Raw genomic sequence first — 18443 nt, forward strand, 5'->3', positions numbered from 1 at the left:
ACCCTTCGACAAGCTCAGGGTGATCGGATTTTGGCAAGAACTTCTGTGGCTCACCACAAGCCCGGTATCTCCGCCTCTGTTCCGTCATTGAACCAATTCGCCACTGTTGCTACCATACTCGGTCATTCTTTGGCTGGAGCGATCACCGTGCCGAACCCTCTGCCCTCTAAACCCTCACCCAATCACCTCATCATCGAAGGGGCTCGACAGAACAACCTCAAGAACGTCTCGCTGCAGATTCCCCACAACAAAGTCACGGCCATTACCGGCGTCTCCGGATCTGGAAAATCTTCGCTCGCGTTCGACACGATCTTTGCGGAAGGGCAATGGCGCTATGTCGAGTCGCTCTCGACCTACGCCCGCATGTTTCTCGACAAGGTGGCTCGCCCGGATGTGGACCGCATTCTCAACGTGCGCCCGGCCATTGCCATTGAACAGAAGAATCAAGTGCGCACATCCCGCTCGACGGTTGGGACGACAACGGAAATCGCCGACCTGCTCCGCCTGCTCTTCGCCAAGATCGGCAAACCGACCTGCCCGGATTGCAAGCAAGAAGCCCGCTCCTTTCAGCCCGACACCGTCGCCGATGAGCTGCTGACACGCTGGTCCGATACCCGAGCGATGGTGCTCGTTCCGATTGCGACACCATCGCGCAAAGAAGAAGCGGCCCTGATTCAATCGCTGCTGACTCGCGGGTTTGCCCGCATCAAGGCCGGCGATGAGGTCATCGATTTGCATGATGTCGTCGCACCCTCACTCCACACGTATCCCTCGCTCTTCATCGTCCTCGATCGCCTGGTGATCCGGGAAGACAACCGCACTCGGCTGGTGGAAGCCATCGAAACGGCATTCCGTGAAGGAGAAGGCCGCTGTTCGATCGATATCATCGACCATGGGCGGCAATCCTACGGTACGAGATTTCTTTGCCAGGGTTGCGGCCGTACCTTTGAACCCCTACGACCGATCCTGTTTTCGTTCAATCATCCGCTCGGGGCCTGCCCGGAATGTAATGGTTTCGGGAATGTGCTGCGCTATGATCCAGAACTCGTCATCCCCGACTCCGTCAAATCACTGACAGAAGGTGCGGTCGAACCTTGGAGCAAACCCAGCTCTGCTTGGTGGCAGAAGCAGATGCTGGCTGCGATGAAGACACAGGGCATCGATGTCGACGCCCCATTCAAGTCGCTGTCGGCAGATCAGCAGCGATTGCTCTGGGAGGGCAACAAGTCTTTTGATGGCATCAACGATTTCTTCGAATACCTGGAAGGCAAGCGCTACAAGCTCCATGTCCGCGTCTTTCTCAGCCGTTACCGGACCCCCTTCGATTGCCCCAGTTGCCATGGGAGCCGCCTCAGGCCGGAGGCGCTGTTCGTCAAGATTGCCGGATACGATATCCATCAGGCAACGGAGCGAACGGTCGAGAGTCTTGCCGGATGGGTGGAGTCTTTACCCCTCAGGCCGTTCGAACAAGACATCGCAACGGATATTCTCCGACAACTCTCAGCGAAACTTGGGTTTCTCCAACGCATCGGCCTGGGATACCTGACACTGAATCGACAGACGAAGACGTTGTCAGGAGGAGAGGCTCAACGTGTCGCGCTCGCCAACCAGCTAGGCTCTCGGCTCGTCGGCACCCTCTATGTCCTCGACGAACCCACGATCGGCCTTCATGCGAGAGATACGGATCTGTTGGCCGGTATCCTCCACGACCTGGCCGGAGCCGGGAATACCGTCGTCGTGGTGGAACACGACCGCCGCATGATCGAATCGGCCGACTACCTGGTTGAATTGGGCCCCCAATCCGGCGAACAAGGCGGTGAGATCGTCTGTGCCGCGCCCACGCAGGCATTCCTCCGCGACCGTCGAGCAATCACCGCTCGATACCTACGTGGCGAAGACGCCATTCCCCTCCCGACCAAGCGGCGCAGGGGCAACGGCAAGATGCTCGTGCTCGCCGGTGCAGCCGAACATAATCTCAAAGACCTCCTCGTCCGCATTCCCCTCGGCATGTTGGTCTGTGTGACTGGTGTCTCCGGATCGGGTAAGAGCACCTTGGTGGAAGATACCGTGTATCGGGCCATCGCCCGTGCCTTTCGTGTGGAATCCCTGCCGATGGGGCGATTCACAGCCATCAAAGGTCTCGAACACCTCAAGGGTGTTTGTTTGATCGATCAACAGCCGATCGGGCGCACGCCGCGATCCAATCCCATTACTTACCTGAAAGCGTTCGATGAGATCCGTCAACTCTTCGCCTCGGAACGTGACGCGCAACGGCAAGGATTTACACCCGGCCACTTTTCGTTCAACGCCGCCGGTGGCCGCTGTGAACGCTGCGAAGGGAGCGGGGTTGAAAAACTGGAGATGTATTTTTTTGAAGACATCTATGCTCCTTGCGAGATCTGCGAGGGCACGCGCTTCAAGCCTCAGATTTTGAAGATTCGATACCGAGGAAAGACTATCTCAGAAGTACTGAACCTGACGGTGGAGGAAGCCCTCTCTTTTTTTTCCGGGACGCTGAAGCTCCAAGAGCGGCTCCATCTCTTGACCTCTATCGGCCTCGGCTACTTGCGACTCGGACAATCCGCTACGACGCTCTCCGGTGGCGAAGCCCAACGGCTGAAAATTGCCGCGGAGCTGACGGCTGGGAAAAGGGACCGGCAGCAGCGTAGCCGCAGCCAGTCCCCCAACGGCATGCTCTACATCATGGATGAGCCGACCACCGGTCTGCACTTTGAAGACATCAAGAAGCTGCTTGGCGTCCTCCACAAACTCGTGAACGCCGGTAATACGCTGGTCGTCGTCGAGCACAATCTCGATGTCATCAAATCCGCCGACTGGATCATCGACCTCGGTCCCGAAGGGGGTGCTGCCGGTGGGGAGATCGTGGCAGAAGGGAGGCCGGAGCAAGTGGCGAAGGTGGCCGCGTCACATACAGGACGATTCTTGGCAAAAGCGTTAAGTTAAATAGAGAACCTGCTATGGGCTGAGAACTTCCTATGATCTTGCTGTTTCACAAGATGCTCGCATATACTGGGTATGTACATCATCTGTACATTTTGGAGGATTCATGGGCGCTGCGCTGAAGCACAAACATCTCGTACTGGATCAGCGAAAGATTAATGCTGCGAAGCGCTATTTCGGAGTTACTTCCGAGCAGGAAGCGATCGACAAAGCGCTCTCCTTGCTGGTTGAGGAACAACGACTGAGTAAGGCTCTTCGCCCACTGAAAGGGATTTTGAAAGGCGACGACCGCCCATGGCCTTACCAATAGGTGGCAAGGTTCTCCTCGACACAAATGTCTTCATCGATTTCTTACGAGTTGGCACGCACGCAGAATGGGTTTGCGGTGGCCATGGAAATGTCACGCGATTCATCTCGGCTATTGTTCTGCTCGAACTTCGGCTAGGAGCCGATACACCCAAACGGAAGAAAGCCGTTGACCGGCTTCAACAAGCATTTCTAACCAGCCGCACGCTTGGCCTCCCACCGACAATTCTTGATCGAGCAGGACAGCTCTTTCGAACCATGTACGGGAATGCTTCTGGGTTGCGCGACCGCCTGGGTCCTATGAATGATATTCTCATCGCGCTTACAGCACGAGAAATCGGCGCGACTGTTGTGACTAGCAATGTGCTGGAATTTCGGCGGATCGCAACGAAAGTCTCAGGCCTTAAGATTATTGAGCCCTAGCTCCTCTCGCCAGGAACCCAGCCAGGCCCGCAACACACTTGTCGTCGTCGAGCACAATCTCGATGCCATCAAGTCCGCTGACTGGGTCATCGCCCTCGGCCACGAAGGCCGCGCAGCCGGGAAGCAGATTATTGCCAATGTACGACGGGAACAAGCAGTAAATATTGAAGCCTCACACGCCAGACATTTTCTGGCCAAGGTGCCACCGCATCACGGTAAGCACAGAAGTGGGACGTAGAGGGCTAAATAGCAATCGATTCTTGTCGCAATGGGATTACTTCGAGTCGACAGATACGATGAGTGCCGGGATGCCTAGGATCATGAATAAAGAGAAGAGACGTGCGGAGAGCATAGAGGATTCTTGTAGCCAATCCTTAAAGCTAGCCGCTCTAACGAGTTCTGTGCCCTTCAGTAGTCGAACAACTCCATAGGCAATCGTTACGATTACAAGTAAAGTGCCAGTCAGAACTAAGACTCGTGGTACTAGGTCCATGGTAGGCTTCCTCCCCGATCGCCTTCTGTACCAGTTACACCTCTACTGGTTCCTAGTCGAGGGCGCTGAATGCCCACCCACCGGCCAATGCATACTGCACATTTCGTCGGTCGAACTCGTTGAGAAGCTCAGTCAATATGTGGGCTAGGTCTGATTCGCCAGCCATGCCCGTTCTTTCGCCAAACGGATTTCGTGCATGACGTCGGCCATGCTACAAGCAGCATTCTGCTGCTGCAACGCGGCAAAACGTAGGGCCAACGCCAATTCTGTGAGTTCGATCCCTTGGCATAGATTGGCCGCCATTCGCTTCTCTTCTTGCTGTTCATCTTGAACACTCACTGGGAACCTCGTGACCTCATCAGGCTCACGTGTACTCGACTAACCAGGCTTCGACAACTGAAACAGGCCTCGTGATTAGTCCTCTGGCTTGTTGCCTTTCCTGCTGGCTTGTTCCTCTCCGAGCTTCCGATGCAGATACTTTTTGCTGAATGCCGTGATGGCAAAGGCAAGCCCAATGGCGATAGGGACAAAGACCGCCGAGGCAATGTTCGCATTGCCAAGCCAACCGAGTTCCTGCAATCCTTTGAAGACATAGCCCGCCAGTCCCGCCAGATAATAGGCGATGACGATGACCGACAGTCCCTCGACCGTATGCTGGAGGATCACTTGGCTCTTGGTCGTTTTGTCGACACTTTGAAGCAGTGCGAGGTTCTGCGCTTCGACAATCAAATCGATGCGGGTACGAATGATGGCGATGATGCCTTCGAAGCCACCACGAAGCGTGTCGACGCGTCGCAAGAGCTGCTGGTATCCTTCCGCGACGCCGGTAATGCCGCTCACGACATAATCTGAGATCGGACGATGGGCCTCCATCCGTTGCTCCCCGATGGAGGACAAGGTCGTGTGTACGATCTTGTCGTACGGAATCGATGCCGACAGTTCGAAATGTAATTGTCCGGCCATGCGATTCGTTTTCAACAAGTCTTGCGTCAGACTGTTCAACCACCGCTGCAACGTCTCCGAGTTCGCGTGCCCGATATGAGCGGTAATGATTTCTCGTTGTTCCAGATGTACCTTCTCAAATTTATAGACATGATCGATGGCCGCCGAGAACAACGGCTTCTGCATCAACAGCAAATGATAGTAGGTTTCGATCCGCACAATGGCATCGACAATATCTTTCAACCGCGACGCCTGTGCCTGCGGCCCGAGACTGACCCAATACCGTTCACGCCCCAGTTCGTCCGGAGTAAAGCTGGTGATCAAGCTGGTCGATTCGTCGAACACACGGCTGCCGTAGATAACCGGCCCTGGAAATAACGGCTGCATCCGTTCGTGTGTCGGCAACGGCTCCTCCGTGAGCAGCAGGTCGAGGCGGCACACGAGATTCCCGATCGGCGACACCGCAAAGGTGTATTCCGGAAAGGTCAGCGGCCCAAACGACACCTCCGGCTTGGCCGGGAGATGCCAGATCTGATAGTTGTAGTATTCCGTATGGGCTTGCCAGACCAGGATGAGTCGGTCGCCGCCCGCCGATTCCTTGATCCCGTATCCAAACGTTTCCTTGAGCACCGTCGACTCCGCCGTTACCTTGAGCGCCGCCAGCAGCGACTGGAATTCTTCCCGACTAGCCGGTCGCTGCGCCGGAGGATCGGACATGCGAAATGCTTTGAAATGCACGTGAGCCGGCGCACGGAGCCATCGCCCGATCGGTTGGTGCGGGCGTTCATGCAATTTTTTCAAGAATGATCCAGTGTCTAGTCCCAATTGACTCACCTGTTTCCCCCCCCCCCTTGTCCAGAGAATAAGGTATGCCCCTAGCACCCGGTACAGCAAGCTTCAACGAGAACGATGATGTGGCAGATCCTCGGAAAGAAGCAAGGGACAAGAATCAGTTGCAGGATGGATCGAACGGCATCTCGGCATACGGGCGATAGGCCTCACCCAGCGTGCACAGAATATCTCCCCAAACACGGGTAGGGTCTTTCTCGAACACCACGTGAGGATCTGCCGGTAAGGTAATCCACGAACCGGTCTTCATCTCATTCTCGAGCTGGCCCGATCCCCAACCCGAATACCCGATGTAGGCACGAAACACTTCCGTGGTTCCCGTCTCGGTGAGAATTCGCTCGACCATGCCGACGTCACCCCCAAGACACACGCCATCGAACACATGGTGCGCATTGTCCGGAAACGTATCGCCACGATAGAGCAGCATGACTTGATTCGTCTGCACAGGACCTCCGGCATAGAGGACATGACCGGCCCCCTCAATCACCGGCACCTGCGGGAGAGCCTCTGAAATCGACATGGCCGTCGGACGGTTCACGATGACACCAAGCGCCCCCTCCGGTCCATGCTCACAGAGCAACACGACGGTCTGTCGGAAGTTGGGGTCACGGAGGCTCGGGGCCGCGATGAGAAAAATACCTTTCCGAAGGTCGGTGCTCATGAAACAAATCCTACCGTGCTCCTGCCACTTGCGCAAGCGCAGCCCTCATCTTGGCAGGGTTATGCCAGTCTGGATTACAGTTTGTACAGCGACGTACGGCGATCGCCAAACAAATCGTTGTAGCGATTCAATGCCTTGTTACGAGCTTCGGCAGGGTCGATATCGATGATGGTCAGTTCTTCCCTGTCACGGGATGCTCGGTGTCTGATGACCCCCTTCGGAGTCACAATTTCACTCTGGCCGATGTAGGTCAACCGCTCTTTTCCACCACGGGCTTCGCTCCCGATCCGGTTACAGGTTACGGCAAAGACTCGATTCTCAAGGCATCGTACCGGCATAGAATCCGGGCAATTCGGCAACACCAGGTTGGAGGGATGACACAGAATATCCGCACCCTGCAAGGCTAAGGTCCTGGCAGCCTCTGGATAGTACCAATCGAAACAGATCATCACGCCGATCTTCGCCGGCCCAATATCCCAGACGCGAAAACCGGAGTCTCCAGCGCTGAAGAGCTGTGTTTCCTCATAGAAGAGATGGGTCTTTCGATAACAACCAAGAAAACCGGATGGTCCTACGACCACTGCGGAATTGTAATAGCGTACCCCTGATCGTTCCGGAAGTCCTGCCACGAGGTGCATCTTCCGCCGTTTTGCGAGCTCACTCAGACGACGAACCGTCACACCATCAGGAACCGGCTCGGCCAACCGTTGGGCTTCCTCCTGAGAAACAAACTGATAGCCTGATGCAAACAGTTCCGGGAGTACAACGAGGTCGGCATCTGCCCGGTCCAGCTTGGCCGTGACGGCGTCAAGATTTGCAGCCACATCACCGAACTGCGGATCGAACTGGTAAAACCCCACTCTCACAAAACGCTCCCCTCCATACGAGAACGGGCAGGGACGATGTCCCTGCCCGTACACACTCCACACTTACTAAGCCAACCTCGCAACTAGCCGCGCCTTCTACTTAACCTCACTCAGATGCATCGCAGCACCATTGGCGTGTTCGGTACAGGCGTCCGCATGCCCGGCCTTTCCGTGTTTCACGGCCTCCGTCAGATGCTTGACCCCCTCATCCAAATGAGGATTTTTCATTCCCGCTGCTTGCGCATGCTTGAGGGCTTCACTCGCATGCTCAACACAGGCATCCGCATGCCCTTCTTTCCCATGTGATGCGGCGCCTTGCGCATGTTCGACCGCTTCGCTCATGTGCTTATTCCCGGCCCATGCCGAGCTGCTCAGCACCGGTACCGCGACCAATGCGCTCAGACCGAACACCAACATCACACTACGAACGATTCTGCTCATCATGGCTGCCTCCTTGATGGTTGATAATTCGCAGTTTGCATCGACTGAATGTCTTGAAGAGACCTTACACAGCGCTCCTCAGCACTGTCAAGAATGTTTGGCGGATGGATCAAATCCAAGAATTTTCTGGAGCGCGTGCAAATCTTTCTCGACCGGAGCCGCAAAATCCCGACTCCATTCCCACCACGACCCAGGGTAATTGCTGAGCTTCGGATAACCAACCAGCCGGAGAAGGAAATAGAGCCAAGCCGACCGCACACCACCGGTACAGTAGCAAATGATGTCCTGCTCGCTTCGAATACCCTTGGCCTCCAACATTTCCTTGATGACGGACGGATCCTTGACGGTCGCATCCTTATTCAAAAATCCGTTCCACGCGACATGGACGGCGGTGGGAATATGGCCGGGCCGCGGGATGCCGGACACTTCTTTCCCGAGAAATTCTTCGACGCTGCGCGCGTCGAGAATCGCTGTCTGAGGATGCGGCGATTTGACGATCGCCTTAATGTCCTCTTTCAACGCAAGCAACGATTGCACTGGGGAAGCCGTGAAGGTGCCCATCGAGGGAGACACGCGCCCATGTTCGAACGGCCGCTTCTCAGCCGTCCACTTCACCCACCCACCATCTAAAATCCGGAGGCGTGTATGGCCTAAATATTCCAACATCCAAAACATCCGCCCTTCATCGCCCCAGTTGTCAAAGGGGTTGGAGTAGATGACGACGTCGCTATCGTTCTTGATTCCGAGGCGACGGAGCGTCAGCTCGATCTGGGACAGATCAGGATTTAAGAGGCCCTTCGGTACGGCGTTCGGATCACTGTAGTCATGCCACGTTGAATGGACAGCTCCCGGAATATGGCCGCCGAATTCATAGGCAGCCTTGCCACGCACATCGATGATCACGAGGTTTGGCTGTCCTACCTGCTGCTGAAGCGACTCGGTATCGATCAATAAGGAATGAGTCACAGTGTCGTTCCTCTCCATTTTCTTCCTACTCGACTATCAGCTGTCAGCCACGTTCCTGGCACGTGTTCGTCTCGTGTGGCGGTCCATGTCTTAGCAAGGCATCTGCGTCCTTCGCCCAGGCAAAGTTCACATCGCCGGACAACGGGACCTCTCGCTCATACACCACGAAACGATAGGGGTCATCTCCCGTTAAACCATATTTCGTCTGCAACATCTCGTGTTGCGCATCCGTCAAAATATGGTAGCGCACTCGTGCTCTGAGGCGCAGTCCGTCGGTCTTTTCCGGCAACTGGTACGCAAACCGGTACTCTCTGCTGGCCAACGGGAGTAGTCTATTATCATACAATTCCACGATCGCCGGCTGCCACAAAATCCAACGTCCCATCGTCGAGCTCTGCTGCTCAAGCACGTTTCCTTGCTGATCCTCCACGGAGAACTCTACCGTAAAAAATCGGTCGGGATCTCCGGTTGGAATCTTGTGCCCAGCCCCGGCGTTGATGAGCGTGAGCGTCACACCGATTCGCTCACCTGGCTTTGCAGAATCCCTGTCCGCCTTGACCTGCACGGCCACGGCCCGTTTCACCATATCCGGATCATGCCCGCCTCGCCAGAGGTGCTGACGCCCCCTGCGCACTGGACCACCAAGCGCCACAGGACGATCAATCTCGGGCATATGGCACGTCTGGCAGATGAACCCCCGTTCTTGCATGAAGAACTTGCCTTCATACTCGGCATAGGTGCCACAGGGCCCGACGTTGTAGAACTGTGCCGGCCCAGACACGACATTATGACAGCGGTAACAGGGCTGTGCCGTTCTCAAATTGGGGTCGTATTTCGTCGGATGTGGAGCCACCGAGTCTTCGAACGGCCCATAAATCACGCCGTCGCGCACGTGACAGACCGCGCAGGTCACCGATTCCTTTTGATAGTCAGGATCGTATCGAGGATTGGGCTCTTGAACAGCCTGCTCGACTCTGCCGCGTGGGATCTCGTGTATCAGCGTGGGCTGTTGATTCTCGAGTGGGGTGTGGCAGTTAAGGCAGACCCAAATGTTTTTATCCTTCTTCCAGTAGGCCTGGAAGAACGGATCTTCGTAGGCATGAGCGTGGATGCTCGTCTTCCATTCTTCATAAATTTCGCGATGACATTGGCCACAGGCCTCTGCCTTAAGGCTGGCCAACCCTTGGGGCACTTCCTGAAACGGAATGGCATGCGCATAATCCGAGCGTAACCCGAAAATCACGACCGGTTTGATTTCGGTGTAATAGAGGTAAACTGCTCCACCGACCGCGCCAAGGCCAAGCAGAATCTTCACTCCGCGAGTCATGCGTTCAACAACGCCTTGACGTGAGCCTCCACGGAGGCGGCAAGCGCCGGTAAATGATACCCCCCTTCGAGTGAAGAGAGGATGCGGCCATTCGCATGGCGTTTGGCGATCCCCGTCACGATCTCAGTGAGCGCTGTATAACCTGCTTCCGTCAATCCCATACTGGCCAGAGGATCGTCCGTATGCGCATCGAACCCCGCTGAGATGATGACAATCTCAGGCTTAAAGTCATCGGCCGCTGCAACGAGCACGTTCTGAAACACGGCGCGATAGTCGGCATCTCCTTGGCCTGCCTCCATCGGCACATTGATGGTCAATCCTTCCCCCGCTCCCTTCCCTCGCTCGGTTCCTCGACCCGTCCCTGGATAATGAGGATATTGATGGGTGCTAAAGAAGAGAACCGAAGGATCGTCCTCAAAACTATGCTGTGTGCCATTGCCATGATGAACATCCCAATCGACGATCAGCACTCGTGTGAGCCCGTGCTTTTTCTGGATATAGCGAGCGGCAATCGCCACGTTATTCAGGAGACAGAAGCCCATCGCTCGGCTGGCCTCGGCATGGTGACCAGGAGGACGGACCGCACAGAACACATGATCCACCTGCCCCTCCATGATCGCATCGACCGCCGCTAATGCCCCACCTGCTGCAAAATACGCGGCGGTCAGTGAACCGGGCGACATCGACGTGTCCGGATCGAGCGAGACACGTCCCGTAGCGGGAGCCGCCCGCTTCAGCGCGGCAACATAGCCCGGAGTATGCACGTGCGTGATCCACTCATCTTCGGCTGGTCGTGGCTCGATCCTCACCAGTCGGGCAGCGGTTCCGCTCTCCTCCAGGCGCTGCATGATCACACGCAACCGATTGGGAGACTCCGGATGCCCGGTTCCCATATCATGATCAAGATAAGCGGGATGATAGACGAGACCTGTCTTCCCCATAATCAGTTACCGTGAAGTGTGAAACGTCGTTCGTATCTTGCTCCTGAGTGTCAAGTTTCGAGTTTAATGTTTCAAGTTCTTACGGCGGACACCACAAACTTGAAACTGTTGAACGAGATGCGCTTCACGAGATACGAAAGACTCGTTCAGATTAGCACGCAGAAAGTTCATAGACAACGGACCGGCGGCGCTGTTATCGTCGTGACAGCCGCAATGGAGGATGATCATGCCAAACCCAAGGATAGAACCGCTCAAAAAAGTGCTCGCGATGGACCCAAATGACGATGTCGCCTGGTTCGGTCTAGGGAAGGCCTACATGGACGACGGAAACTTTGAAGAGGCCGCCACGTCGTTACGTCAGTGCGTCACAGTCAAGCCGACCTATTCTGCCGCCTACTATGGACTCGCACAGTCGCTCCAGAAACTAGGGCGCATCGACGAATGTCGAACCGTGTGCACCACTGGGATTGAGGTCTCGACCAAGAACGGCGACGCCATGGTGACGAAGAATTTGGAAGCGTTGCAGCTTGCCTTGGGGTCGTGAGGTCGATCGCTCCCCTCATCATCTACCCCACCCGTTAGCGTGGCAACTCGTGCGTCCCTATGATCTTCCCCTGATTTCGTGGACACGTGGTTACGCGACTGCGGCCCTCGCTTCATACTCAGCTGGAGACTTATACCCGAGGGTTGACGAGAGTTGGGTGTCTCGGCGGTGGAACGCGCTGGTTCCGCCATCGTGGCGGCAGCCATTGTCCATGGCGACACCGGGGTCGGAGACGGGCTGCTGCGGGCCAGACGTCAGCGTGCGGGAGATCGCTCGCCGTACTGGGCGCTCCCCTCACGGTCCCGAGCTGACACGCAACGGGCACGGTGGCCAACTGTATCGGGCTTCGGTCGCGCAGTGGAAGGAGATGGTGGCCAGAAGGCCGAAGCCGGCAAAGCTTGATTCCAGCAGCTGCGTCACTATGTGCAAGATCGCCTGGAAGGCAAGATCCGTGACGCGGCTGGACGTAGATGGCTGGCCCTCGACCGGCACCGTTTAAGGGGCGGAACACGCCTCTCGCGGCGACCGTAATGGGTCACGGGCTGGTCGCCAGAGCAGATTGCCCGCCGGCTGCAGGTCGACTTCCCGAACGATGAATCGAGCGAATCTCTCACGAAGCCATTTACCAGGCGTTGTATTCAAGGCAGAGGCGCTCTCAACGGAGTTGGTGAGCTGCCTTCGTACCGGGCGGGCGTTGCGAGTGCCACGGGCCAGAGCACAGCCAAGGCGTGGGCGCAGTAGGGGAGGTCATGATCTCAGCCGTCCTGCAGAGGCGCAAGACCGCGCCGTGCCTGGGCATTGGGAGGGGACCTGATCATCGGCCTGAACCGGTCTGCGATCGGGACGCTGGTGGAGCGATCGCCGCTTCACCATGCTGGTTCACCTGCCTCGCGAGAAGGGCTATGGGCTGATCCCCGCACGAAGAACGGCCCCGCGCTGGCTGGCGGAGCCACACCATGGCCAATGCGCTCAAGCGAACGGTGACAACCCTGCCGCCCAGCTGTGGCAATCATTGACGTGGATCGTGGCAAAGAACTACGATCACGCCCGGTTCACCGTCGAGTCAGGGGTGAATGTCTTCTTTGCTGACCCTCATAGTCCATGGCAGCGCGGCACAAACGAGAACACGAACGGACTTCGCGCCAATTCCAGGCCGTAGCCCACACGCTCAACACCAGACCGCGGAAGACGCTTGGTTGGCAGACACCAGCCGAAGCCCTCAACAAGTACCTACAATTCGCCGGACAACCCAGTGTTGCGTCGACCGGTTGAATCCGCCCTGACTGCCGCGGTCCGAATGGTGCACGAGCCCCGCCCTGGGAGTGCGGTTCATTACGGCCATCGTCAGGGCTTGCTCAGCCAGCTCACCGGTTAATCGCTGGCCCATGGCCCAGCCCACGACCCGACGTGAATACAGATCGAGCAGGACGGCCAGATAGAGCCAGCCTTCTCCCGTCCAGATGTAGGTCAGATCTCCCGCCCACACTCGATTGGGCGCCTCAACGGTGAAGACCGAGCCAGGGTGTTCGCGGCCACGGGAACGCATGCTGGGACTGCGTGGTAGCACGCCACTTCGTCACCGTCTTGGCTCGGATGCCAGCGTGGCACATCAGCCGAGCGAGCGATGCTCTCCAACCCGGTGGCCCTGTGCACGGAGTGCTCGCCAGATTCGTGGACTCCCGTAGGTCTGGCGACTGTCGTGGTGAAGCGCCCGAATTGCAGTCAACAGGCCTCGATTGGCTACTGCCCGGGTGCTCTCGGGACGTGCCCGCCAGGCATAATATCCTGCAGAAGATACGGCTAAGGCTCGGCACATGAGGCGGATGGGATAGCGACGGTCGTGTTCCTGGATCACCCGATATCTCATCGGGACTCCTTCGCGAAGAACGCCGCCGCACGTTTTAAAAAATCTCGCTCCTGCTTTAGGACAGCATTCTCGCGCCGCAGTCGGACCAGTTCGGCCTCTTCAGCTCGGAGGTCCTGCCGCGTCTTTCCACGCTCCTCCGCCTGCTGCTGCTCACCCGCCAGCGGTAGAGCAGATGGTCGGCAATGCCCAGGTCTCTGGCTACTTGCGCAACCGGTCGTGCCGAGTCTCGGACCAACCGCACTGCTTCTGTCTTAAACTCTTCCGTATACTGCCGTCTCGTCTTGGTGCTCATGCTGCCCTCCAATTTCATCAAACTCCTCCTTATACAGGTGTCTGTGAAATCGGGGTAAGGTCACTACCAGCACTACAAGGTTTTCATGATCAAGGATTCATGAGCGTCTGACAGCGACGCTGAGGCACTTGGGTTCAAGACGAACATGCGCACCCGTGGTTGAGTCTTGTGCTGTTTGGACCGCTCGATCAGCTCCACGTTGACTAGCTTGACCGCCGATCGTGACGGAAGAGGTTCCACATCCCATAGCGAAATCAGCACGGCACTCAGGGTCGAGACTCTGGTCAGTAGCACCGTCACCACTCCCGCAAGAAGCTTAAGATCCAGCCAAATCGGTTCAGGCCTGGAGGGTTTGTCACCCTGCAGGTCGGCTCGTGGGATAGAGATGGCAAGGACGACCGGATCACCATAGTCGGCCAATTGCTTCGCCTTCTGTCGGATGCGCGCAAGAATCCGGTGAGTCAGAATCACACCCCGGTCTTCTTCCTCCCCGACGACCTCATCAAGATCGAGCCCCCTGAGCGGCAATCGTTGCCGCTCGGCTGAGCCCACCATGGAGGTGATTTCCACAAAGAACCGCTCGGGTCCAAGACGGCATTCGAGATCGGCCGTCCGGGCTTGAGATTCAGGCAAGAATCTGACGTGGGCCCCGGTCCGAATCAACTGGTTGGCTAATTCCAACTCGGCGCGCGCAGATTCCCTCACCCCATAGTCATAGTGCGCGAGGCGCCGGACGAGCCGATTGAGACGAAGGTGACTCGATGAGTCCGCACAGTGACGATGAAGCGTCGACCACTGGTCGTAGAGGTGGCGTGAAAGGCCTTGTTCCTCCCGCTTCCACGCAGGTACCGGACTGGAACGCTCGCCTCGAAGCGTCGTCGCCAGCCTGAACGTCTTTCGTGGTCGAAATCTCGCCATCTCTCATACCGGTGCCGAGTCGTCGTCATCATCTGCTGACGAGCCTGGGGACTCCGTCTGGGGCTGTGCTGTCTTCTCATACATTTCATCAAGCCATCGACCGGCACAGGCCAAGACTTCACGCACCAATGGCTCTGGTTGTCCCGTGCGTTTGATAGTCCACTGTGACACATATTCGAGCAGGGCATCCCTCTCGAACGAGTAGGTCGAATGAGTCGCGAGCGACGACAGTTCGGTAAACCCCGTTTCGAGAATATCGCACACGGTCTCTCGTGCATGGGACGTACGAGCCGTCACATATTGGACAACCCGCTGCATTTCGTGATCGTTCATATCTTGAAGCTGGCTCGAAGCCATCTTTGCATCCAACTGATTGATAGTCAATGCAATCGAGCTCCGTTGTTGGCTTGACAATTTTCTCCACCGGCGCCAGCCGCTGATGATAAAATCACGTTCCCGTAGACATGAAATCAACCTAAAGGAGATTGTTCATGGCCGCTCAACGTCAACCTCGCCAGCCTCGTCGTAAGACTTCTGCACCCATCGCGCATAACCGATGGGATCTCAGTGACCTGGTGAAGAAGCCACCGATTGATGTGGAACGAAGCCTGGTTGAGCTGGGGAAACTTGTAGGACAAGTAGAATCGGCGCGGCCTCAATTGCAGGCGACCATGTCCAGCCCAGATTTCTTGGCGATCCTCAGACTGACTGAATCAATTGCCGAGATCTCAAACCAGCTGGGAGCGTTCGCCTACCTCTGGTTCTCGGAGAATACGAAGGAGGCGAAGTCCCGCTCGCTCAAATCTCGAGTCGAGGAGCGCCTCACGGCATTGAACAATCGTTTGCTCTTCTTCGATCTCTGGTGGCAAAGCGTCGATTCGTTCAACGCCGAACGATTGATGGCCGATGCGGGCGATCTCCGGTATCACTTAGAAACCATCAGGCGGTACAAATCCCATACGCTCTCGGAGGCGGAGGAGAAAATCGTCAACGTCAAGAATGTCACCGGACGTAGCGCAGTCAACACGCTCTACGATGTCGTGACCAACGGACTGACCTTCACGCTGATGGTCGACGGGAAGAAACGCACGATGAATCGCGAGCAACTTATGACCCACGTACGAAGCCCTCAGGCGTCCGTTCGTCAGGCCGCCTATCAAGAACTCTATCGCGTGTTCTCAGCCCAGCGCGATCTGATTGGAGAAATGTACCGAACGCTCGTGACCGATTGGAAATCGGAGAATGTGGAACTCCGAGCCTTTAGCTCTCCTATGGCCACCCGGAACCTCGGTAATGACGTCCCGAACCAGGCCGTTGATGTCCTCCTTGCAACCTGTGCCAAGAACGCCGATATCTTTCAAACCTACTTCAAACTGAAAGCTAAAATCTGCAAGATCACATCGATGACCCGGTATCATATCTACGCACCTCACAGGAGCGAAACGAAGACCTATCGATACGACGACGCAGTTGCGATGGTGCTTGACGCCTATCGCGGTTTTTCGTCTCATTTGGCCGATCTGGCAGAAGAAGTCTTTCGCGCAAAGCATATTGATGCGCCGACGCGTCCCGGCAAACTCGGCGGAGCCTTTTGTTATAGCGTCGCGCCTGGCTTGACCCCCTACGTCATGCTGAACTTTACGGGTGAAGCTCGCGACGTGGCCACGATGGCGCATGAACTGGGGCATGCCATCCATGGAATGATGGCGAAAGACCATTCGGTCTTCACCTTCCATGCGACACTCCCCTTGGCTGAAACAGCCTCCGTGTTTGGCGAACGCATTCTCTCCGATGCCTTGATGTCACAGGAGCCCGAGAAGAGGGTCCGACAGGGACTGTTGTTGAGCCAATTGGACGACATCTATGCGACGATACTCCGGCAGGCCTATTTTGTCAGGTTCGAAAATCTAGCCCACCAGATGATTGCTGACGGTGCGACGGGGGATCAGCTGGCGCAAGCCTATCTGGCTGAACTCCGGCAGCAGTTCGGCAAGAGCGTGAAAGTGCCGGACGAATTTCAATGGGAATGGTTGTCAATTCCACATCTCTTCGCGAGTCCGTTCTACTGTTACGCCTATAGTTTCGGAAACCTGCTGGTATTGGCCCTCTACCGCATGTACAAAGAACAAGGCGCGTCATTCGTCCCACAGTATCTCGAGCTCCTCTCCGCCGGAGGGTCTCAATCCCCTCAGGATATTTTGAACAAAGTAGGTGTTGATATGACGTCGGAGAACTTCTGGCAGTCGGGCTTCGATACGATCCGAGAGATGGTGAAAGATCTCGAGAGGACCCTCTCGTAGTCAACCTCAGCAAAATAACCCCTGGTGCACAGCATTTTACGAGCTAGATGTGCGCTTGACAGATCCTCATTTCAATGGCATACTGAGAATGCTTCTCATAATCGTCGAACGAGAGGATAAGAAACCAAATGTATGTTTGTTTGTGCAGAGGCATTACGGAATCAGATGTCCGTGAGGCGGGGCGGGCAGGGTTTGTGATGCCTTGTCAGCTCAAGTCCAAGTTCGGCCTCAAACAAAACGGCAATTGTGGCCGTTGCGCGAAAAACATCCATGAATTGGTTGCTCTTGCCGCCCAAGGGACGTCGACCAGCACCGTGGAACGATAGAAAATTTCTACTCCTTTCCTTCCTCATTTACACTCACATATTCCATCGGTATGTACTCAAGTTCTGATTACATATCCTCAATGTGAGGACCCAGCTCGAACGAGTTTCGTTACCTCGGCCACACGCCGACCTAATGCCCTCGCATCAGCCAATTCTCGATCATCAATTCCTGAACTGTCGCCCTCGGTGGTTGCGGACGCGCCGAACGCCCCCCCGTCGCTCACGACAATCATTTGATTGCCCAGCATCGCGGCGAGAATCGTCAACATGGTGACTTCTTTCCCGCTGGAAACCTGCCCCCCTGTGGCAAAGGCGGCTCCCACCTTGTTCTTCATCTTGAATTCTGGAAAGACACCGAACTTGAACTGCCAGTTATCGAAGAACGTCTTCACCTCCCCAGACATGTTGGACCAATACACCGGGGAGCCGACCACCACGGCGTCGGCTGAAAATAGATCGTCGGCCGTTACCTGACCGACACGTTTAAGGACAACCTGGGATTGCGCGACCGATCGAGCTCCAGCCACCACGGCTTCCGCCATACGCTCGGTGTTTCCTGCCAGAGAATGGTATGTGACCAGAATCTTGATCGAAGGCGAAGCGTCACCGGCCCGTGACGACGCCACACAACCAGAGGTCAGACTGGCACAGGTCAGCCCGACGGCCAGCAGTCGGTGCCATCGGCTAACAGACGTGTACGCAGTGGAGGGTGGGACCACGATGTTATGCATCGCCGAACATGAGGAGAGAGGTCACTAGCGTCGAAACGACTCTTCCTCCATATGCTCTTCGACTGATACTTCCGTCAACGTTCCGCGATAGGTACAACGATGACAGCGAATCCGCCATTCTTCGATCCACTTTTCCTGGACATAGGATTGACGACACCCCGGGCACACAAAGACACCTTTTTTATAGAGCACTCGTCGTTTTTCCTGCATACGATCCTCTTCTGTGGACTAGTGGGGAGAATCGCACAGGGTCTGACATGATTGCAACATTCCTTGTCCTATGAATCGG

At 56.2% G+C, this 18443-nt stretch carries 22 protein-coding genes and 1 pseudogene; 8 read left to right on the top strand and 15 right to left on the bottom strand.

Annotated features, from left to right (window positions below):
• Positions 1 to 192 precede the first annotated feature (192 nt).
• The 4 genes from uvrA (at position 193) to IPM58_18280 (ending at position 3928) form a co-directional block, all read left to right on the top strand.
• A complete protein-coding gene (uvrA, locus tag IPM58_18265; protein ID MBK9308986.1) occupies positions 193 to 2964 on the top strand; it encodes an excinuclease ABC subunit UvrA in 2772 nt (923 codons plus the stop codon).
• A 103-nt stretch (positions 2965 to 3067) separates the two neighbouring features.
• Complete coding sequence (locus IPM58_18270) at positions 3068 to 3271, top strand: type II toxin-antitoxin system VapB family antitoxin (GenBank protein MBK9308987.1); 204 nt, start codon at positions 3068 to 3070, stop codon at positions 3269 to 3271.
• Positions 3256 to 3690 (top strand): PIN domain-containing protein, encoded by a 435-nt coding sequence (locus IPM58_18275; protein ID MBK9308988.1) that lies wholly within the window; start codon positions 3256 to 3258, stop codon positions 3688 to 3690. Before IPM58_18270 ends, IPM58_18275 begins: the two co-directional genes overlap by 16 nt.
• A complete protein-coding gene (locus IPM58_18280) occupies positions 3680 to 3928 on the top strand; it encodes a hypothetical protein (GenBank protein MBK9308989.1) in 249 nt (82 codons plus the stop codon). The genes IPM58_18275 and IPM58_18280 overlap by 11 nt, the downstream gene beginning before the upstream one ends.
• Before the next feature lie 399 nt (positions 3929 to 4327).
• On the opposite strand, the gene IPM58_18285 is transcribed toward IPM58_18280, so the two are convergent.
• The 8 genes from IPM58_18285 to IPM58_18320 all read right to left on the bottom strand — a co-directional run bounded on the left by IPM58_18285 (position 4328) and on the right by IPM58_18320 (position 11176).
• A complete protein-coding gene (locus tag IPM58_18285; protein ID MBK9308990.1) occupies positions 4328 to 4522 on the bottom strand; it encodes a hypothetical protein in 195 nt (64 codons plus the stop codon).
• Positions 4523 to 4597: 75 nt separating this feature from the next.
• On the bottom strand, positions 4598 to 5926 hold the full coding sequence (locus IPM58_18290; GenBank protein ID MBK9308991.1) for a DUF3422 family protein: 1329 nt from the start codon (positions 5924 to 5926) through the stop codon (positions 4598 to 4600).
• 148 nt (positions 5927 to 6074) lie between these two features.
• Entirely contained in the window at positions 6075 to 6635 is a 561-nt protein-coding gene (locus IPM58_18295; GenBank protein MBK9308992.1) for a YqgE/AlgH family protein, read from the bottom strand.
• A gap of 74 nt (positions 6636 to 6709) precedes the next feature.
• Positions 6710 to 7501: an acyltransferase gene (locus IPM58_18300; GenBank protein ID MBK9308993.1), complete on the bottom strand. Its 792-nt coding sequence runs from the start codon at positions 7499 to 7501 to the stop codon at positions 6710 to 6712.
• 96 nt (positions 7502 to 7597) lie between these two features.
• Complete coding sequence (locus IPM58_18305) at positions 7598 to 7945, bottom strand: metal-binding protein SmbP (protein MBK9308994.1); 348 nt, start codon at positions 7943 to 7945, stop codon at positions 7598 to 7600.
• A gap of 84 nt (positions 7946 to 8029) precedes the next feature.
• Positions 8030 to 8908 carry a sulfurtransferase gene (locus tag IPM58_18310; GenBank protein ID MBK9308995.1) on the bottom strand — a complete coding sequence of 293 codons (879 nt, stop codon included), beginning with the start codon at positions 8906 to 8908 and terminating at the stop codon, positions 8030 to 8032.
• A gap of 43 nt (positions 8909 to 8951) precedes the next feature.
• A complete protein-coding gene (locus IPM58_18315) occupies positions 8952 to 10235 on the bottom strand; it encodes a hypothetical protein (GenBank protein MBK9308996.1) in 1284 nt (427 codons plus the stop codon).
• A complete protein-coding gene (locus tag IPM58_18320) occupies positions 10232 to 11176 on the bottom strand; it encodes a histone deacetylase (protein MBK9308997.1) in 945 nt (314 codons plus the stop codon). The genes IPM58_18315 and IPM58_18320 overlap by 4 nt, the downstream gene beginning before the upstream one ends.
• A 226-nt stretch (positions 11177 to 11402) precedes the next feature.
• Here IPM58_18320 and IPM58_18325 point away from each other — a divergent pair, with 226 nt between their 5' ends.
• Positions 11403 to 11720: a tetratricopeptide repeat protein gene (locus IPM58_18325; GenBank protein ID MBK9308998.1), complete on the top strand. Its 318-nt coding sequence runs from the start codon at positions 11403 to 11405 to the stop codon at positions 11718 to 11720.
• A gap of 170 nt (positions 11721 to 11890) precedes the next feature.
• Positions 11891 to 12992: pseudogene (locus IPM58_18330) on the top strand (IS30 family transposase).
• Here IPM58_18330 and IPM58_18335 read toward each other — a convergent pair.
• The 5 genes from IPM58_18335 to IPM58_18355 form a co-directional block, all read right to left on the bottom strand.
• Complete coding sequence (locus IPM58_18335) at positions 12940 to 13266, bottom strand: DDE-type integrase/transposase/recombinase (GenBank protein ID MBK9308999.1); 327 nt, start codon at positions 13264 to 13266, stop codon at positions 12940 to 12942. The pseudogene IPM58_18330 and the gene IPM58_18335 overlap by 53 nt on opposite strands.
• Before the next feature lie 63 nt (positions 13267 to 13329).
• A complete protein-coding gene (locus tag IPM58_18340) occupies positions 13330 to 13587 on the bottom strand; it encodes a transposase (protein ID MBK9309000.1) in 258 nt (85 codons plus the stop codon).
• A gap of 55 nt (positions 13588 to 13642) precedes the next feature.
• Positions 13643 to 13897 (bottom strand): transposase, encoded by a 255-nt coding sequence (locus tag IPM58_18345; GenBank protein MBK9309001.1) that lies wholly within the window; start codon positions 13895 to 13897, stop codon positions 13643 to 13645.
• 54 nt (positions 13898 to 13951) lie between these two features.
• On the bottom strand, positions 13952 to 14797 hold the full coding sequence (locus tag IPM58_18350; protein MBK9309002.1) for a hypothetical protein: 846 nt from the start codon (positions 14795 to 14797) through the stop codon (positions 13952 to 13954).
• Positions 14798 to 14800: 3 nt separating this feature from the next.
• Positions 14801 to 15154, bottom strand: a complete 354-nt coding sequence (locus IPM58_18355; GenBank protein ID MBK9309003.1) for a hypothetical protein — start codon at positions 15152 to 15154, stop codon at positions 14801 to 14803.
• A gap of 134 nt (positions 15155 to 15288) precedes the next feature.
• Here IPM58_18355 and IPM58_18360 point away from each other — a divergent pair, with 134 nt between their 5' ends.
• Together IPM58_18360 and IPM58_18365 are read left to right on the top strand one after the other, a co-directional pair.
• Positions 15289 to 17097 (top strand): M3 family oligoendopeptidase, encoded by a 1809-nt coding sequence (locus IPM58_18360; GenBank protein MBK9309004.1) that lies wholly within the window; start codon positions 15289 to 15291, stop codon positions 17095 to 17097.
• A 128-nt stretch (positions 17098 to 17225) separates the two neighbouring features.
• A complete protein-coding gene (locus tag IPM58_18365; GenBank protein ID MBK9309005.1) occupies positions 17226 to 17423 on the top strand; it encodes a (2Fe-2S)-binding protein in 198 nt (65 codons plus the stop codon).
• A gap of 77 nt (positions 17424 to 17500) precedes the next feature.
• On the opposite strand, the gene IPM58_18370 is transcribed toward IPM58_18365, so the two are convergent.
• Positions 17501 to 18154: an NAD(P)H-dependent oxidoreductase gene (locus IPM58_18370; GenBank protein MBK9309006.1), complete on the bottom strand. Its 654-nt coding sequence runs from the start codon at positions 18152 to 18154 to the stop codon at positions 17501 to 17503.
• A 24-nt stretch (positions 18155 to 18178) separates the two neighbouring features.
• On the bottom strand, positions 18179 to 18364 hold the full coding sequence (locus IPM58_18375; GenBank protein MBK9309007.1) for a hypothetical protein: 186 nt from the start codon (positions 18362 to 18364) through the stop codon (positions 18179 to 18181).
• Between the last annotated feature and the right edge of the window lie 79 nt (positions 18365 to 18443).

The organism is Nitrospira sp., from assembly GCA_016715825.1.
Taxonomy (GTDB): domain Bacteria; phylum Nitrospirota; class Nitrospiria; order Nitrospirales; family Nitrospiraceae; genus Nitrospira_D.

Excerpts from the sequence above, each read along its gene's own strand:
- IPM58_18325 (MBK9308998.1), top strand. The coding sequence starts at position 11,403 with ATGCCAAACCCAAGGATAGAACCGCTCAAAAAAGTGCTCGCGATGGAC.
- IPM58_18315 (MBK9308996.1), bottom strand. The coding sequence starts at position 10,235 with ATGACTCGCGGAGTGAAGATTCTGCTTGGCCTTGGCGCGGTCGGTGGA.
- IPM58_18365 (MBK9309005.1), top strand. The coding sequence starts at position 17,226 with ATGTATGTTTGTTTGTGCAGAGGCATTACGGAATCAGATGTCCGTGAG.
- IPM58_18350 (MBK9309002.1), bottom strand. The coding sequence starts at position 14,797 with ATGGCGAGATTTCGACCACGAAAGACGTTCAGGCTGGCGACGACGCTT.
- IPM58_18340 (MBK9309000.1), bottom strand. The coding sequence starts at position 13,587 with ATGAGATATCGGGTGATCCAGGAACACGACCGTCGCTATCCCATCCGC.
- IPM58_18345 (MBK9309001.1), bottom strand. The coding sequence starts at position 13,897 with ATGAAATTGGAGGGCAGCATGAGCACCAAGACGAGACGGCAGTATACG.
- IPM58_18360 (MBK9309004.1), top strand. The coding sequence starts at position 15,289 with ATGGCCGCTCAACGTCAACCTCGCCAGCCTCGTCGTAAGACTTCTGCA.
- IPM58_18375 (MBK9309007.1), bottom strand. The coding sequence starts at position 18,364 with ATGCAGGAAAAACGACGAGTGCTCTATAAAAAAGGTGTCTTTGTGTGC.
- IPM58_18320 (MBK9308997.1), bottom strand. The coding sequence starts at position 11,176 with ATGGGGAAGACAGGTCTCGTCTATCATCCCGCTTATCTTGATCATGAT.
- IPM58_18270 (MBK9308987.1), top strand. The coding sequence starts at position 3,068 with ATGGGCGCTGCGCTGAAGCACAAACATCTCGTACTGGATCAGCGAAAG.
- IPM58_18355 (MBK9309003.1), bottom strand. The coding sequence starts at position 15,154 with ATGGCTTCGAGCCAGCTTCAAGATATGAACGATCACGAAATGCAGCGG.
- IPM58_18335 (MBK9308999.1), bottom strand. The coding sequence starts at position 13,266 with ATGCGTTCCCGTGGCCGCGAACACCCTGGCTCGGTCTTCACCGTTGAG.
- IPM58_18275 (MBK9308988.1), top strand. The coding sequence starts at position 3,256 with ATGGCCTTACCAATAGGTGGCAAGGTTCTCCTCGACACAAATGTCTTC.
- IPM58_18295 (MBK9308992.1), bottom strand. The coding sequence starts at position 6,635 with ATGAGCACCGACCTTCGGAAAGGTATTTTTCTCATCGCGGCCCCGAGC.
- IPM58_18370 (MBK9309006.1), bottom strand. The coding sequence starts at position 18,154 with ATGCATAACATCGTGGTCCCACCCTCCACTGCGTACACGTCTGTTAGC.
- IPM58_18305 (MBK9308994.1), bottom strand. The coding sequence starts at position 7,945 with ATGATGAGCAGAATCGTTCGTAGTGTGATGTTGGTGTTCGGTCTGAGC.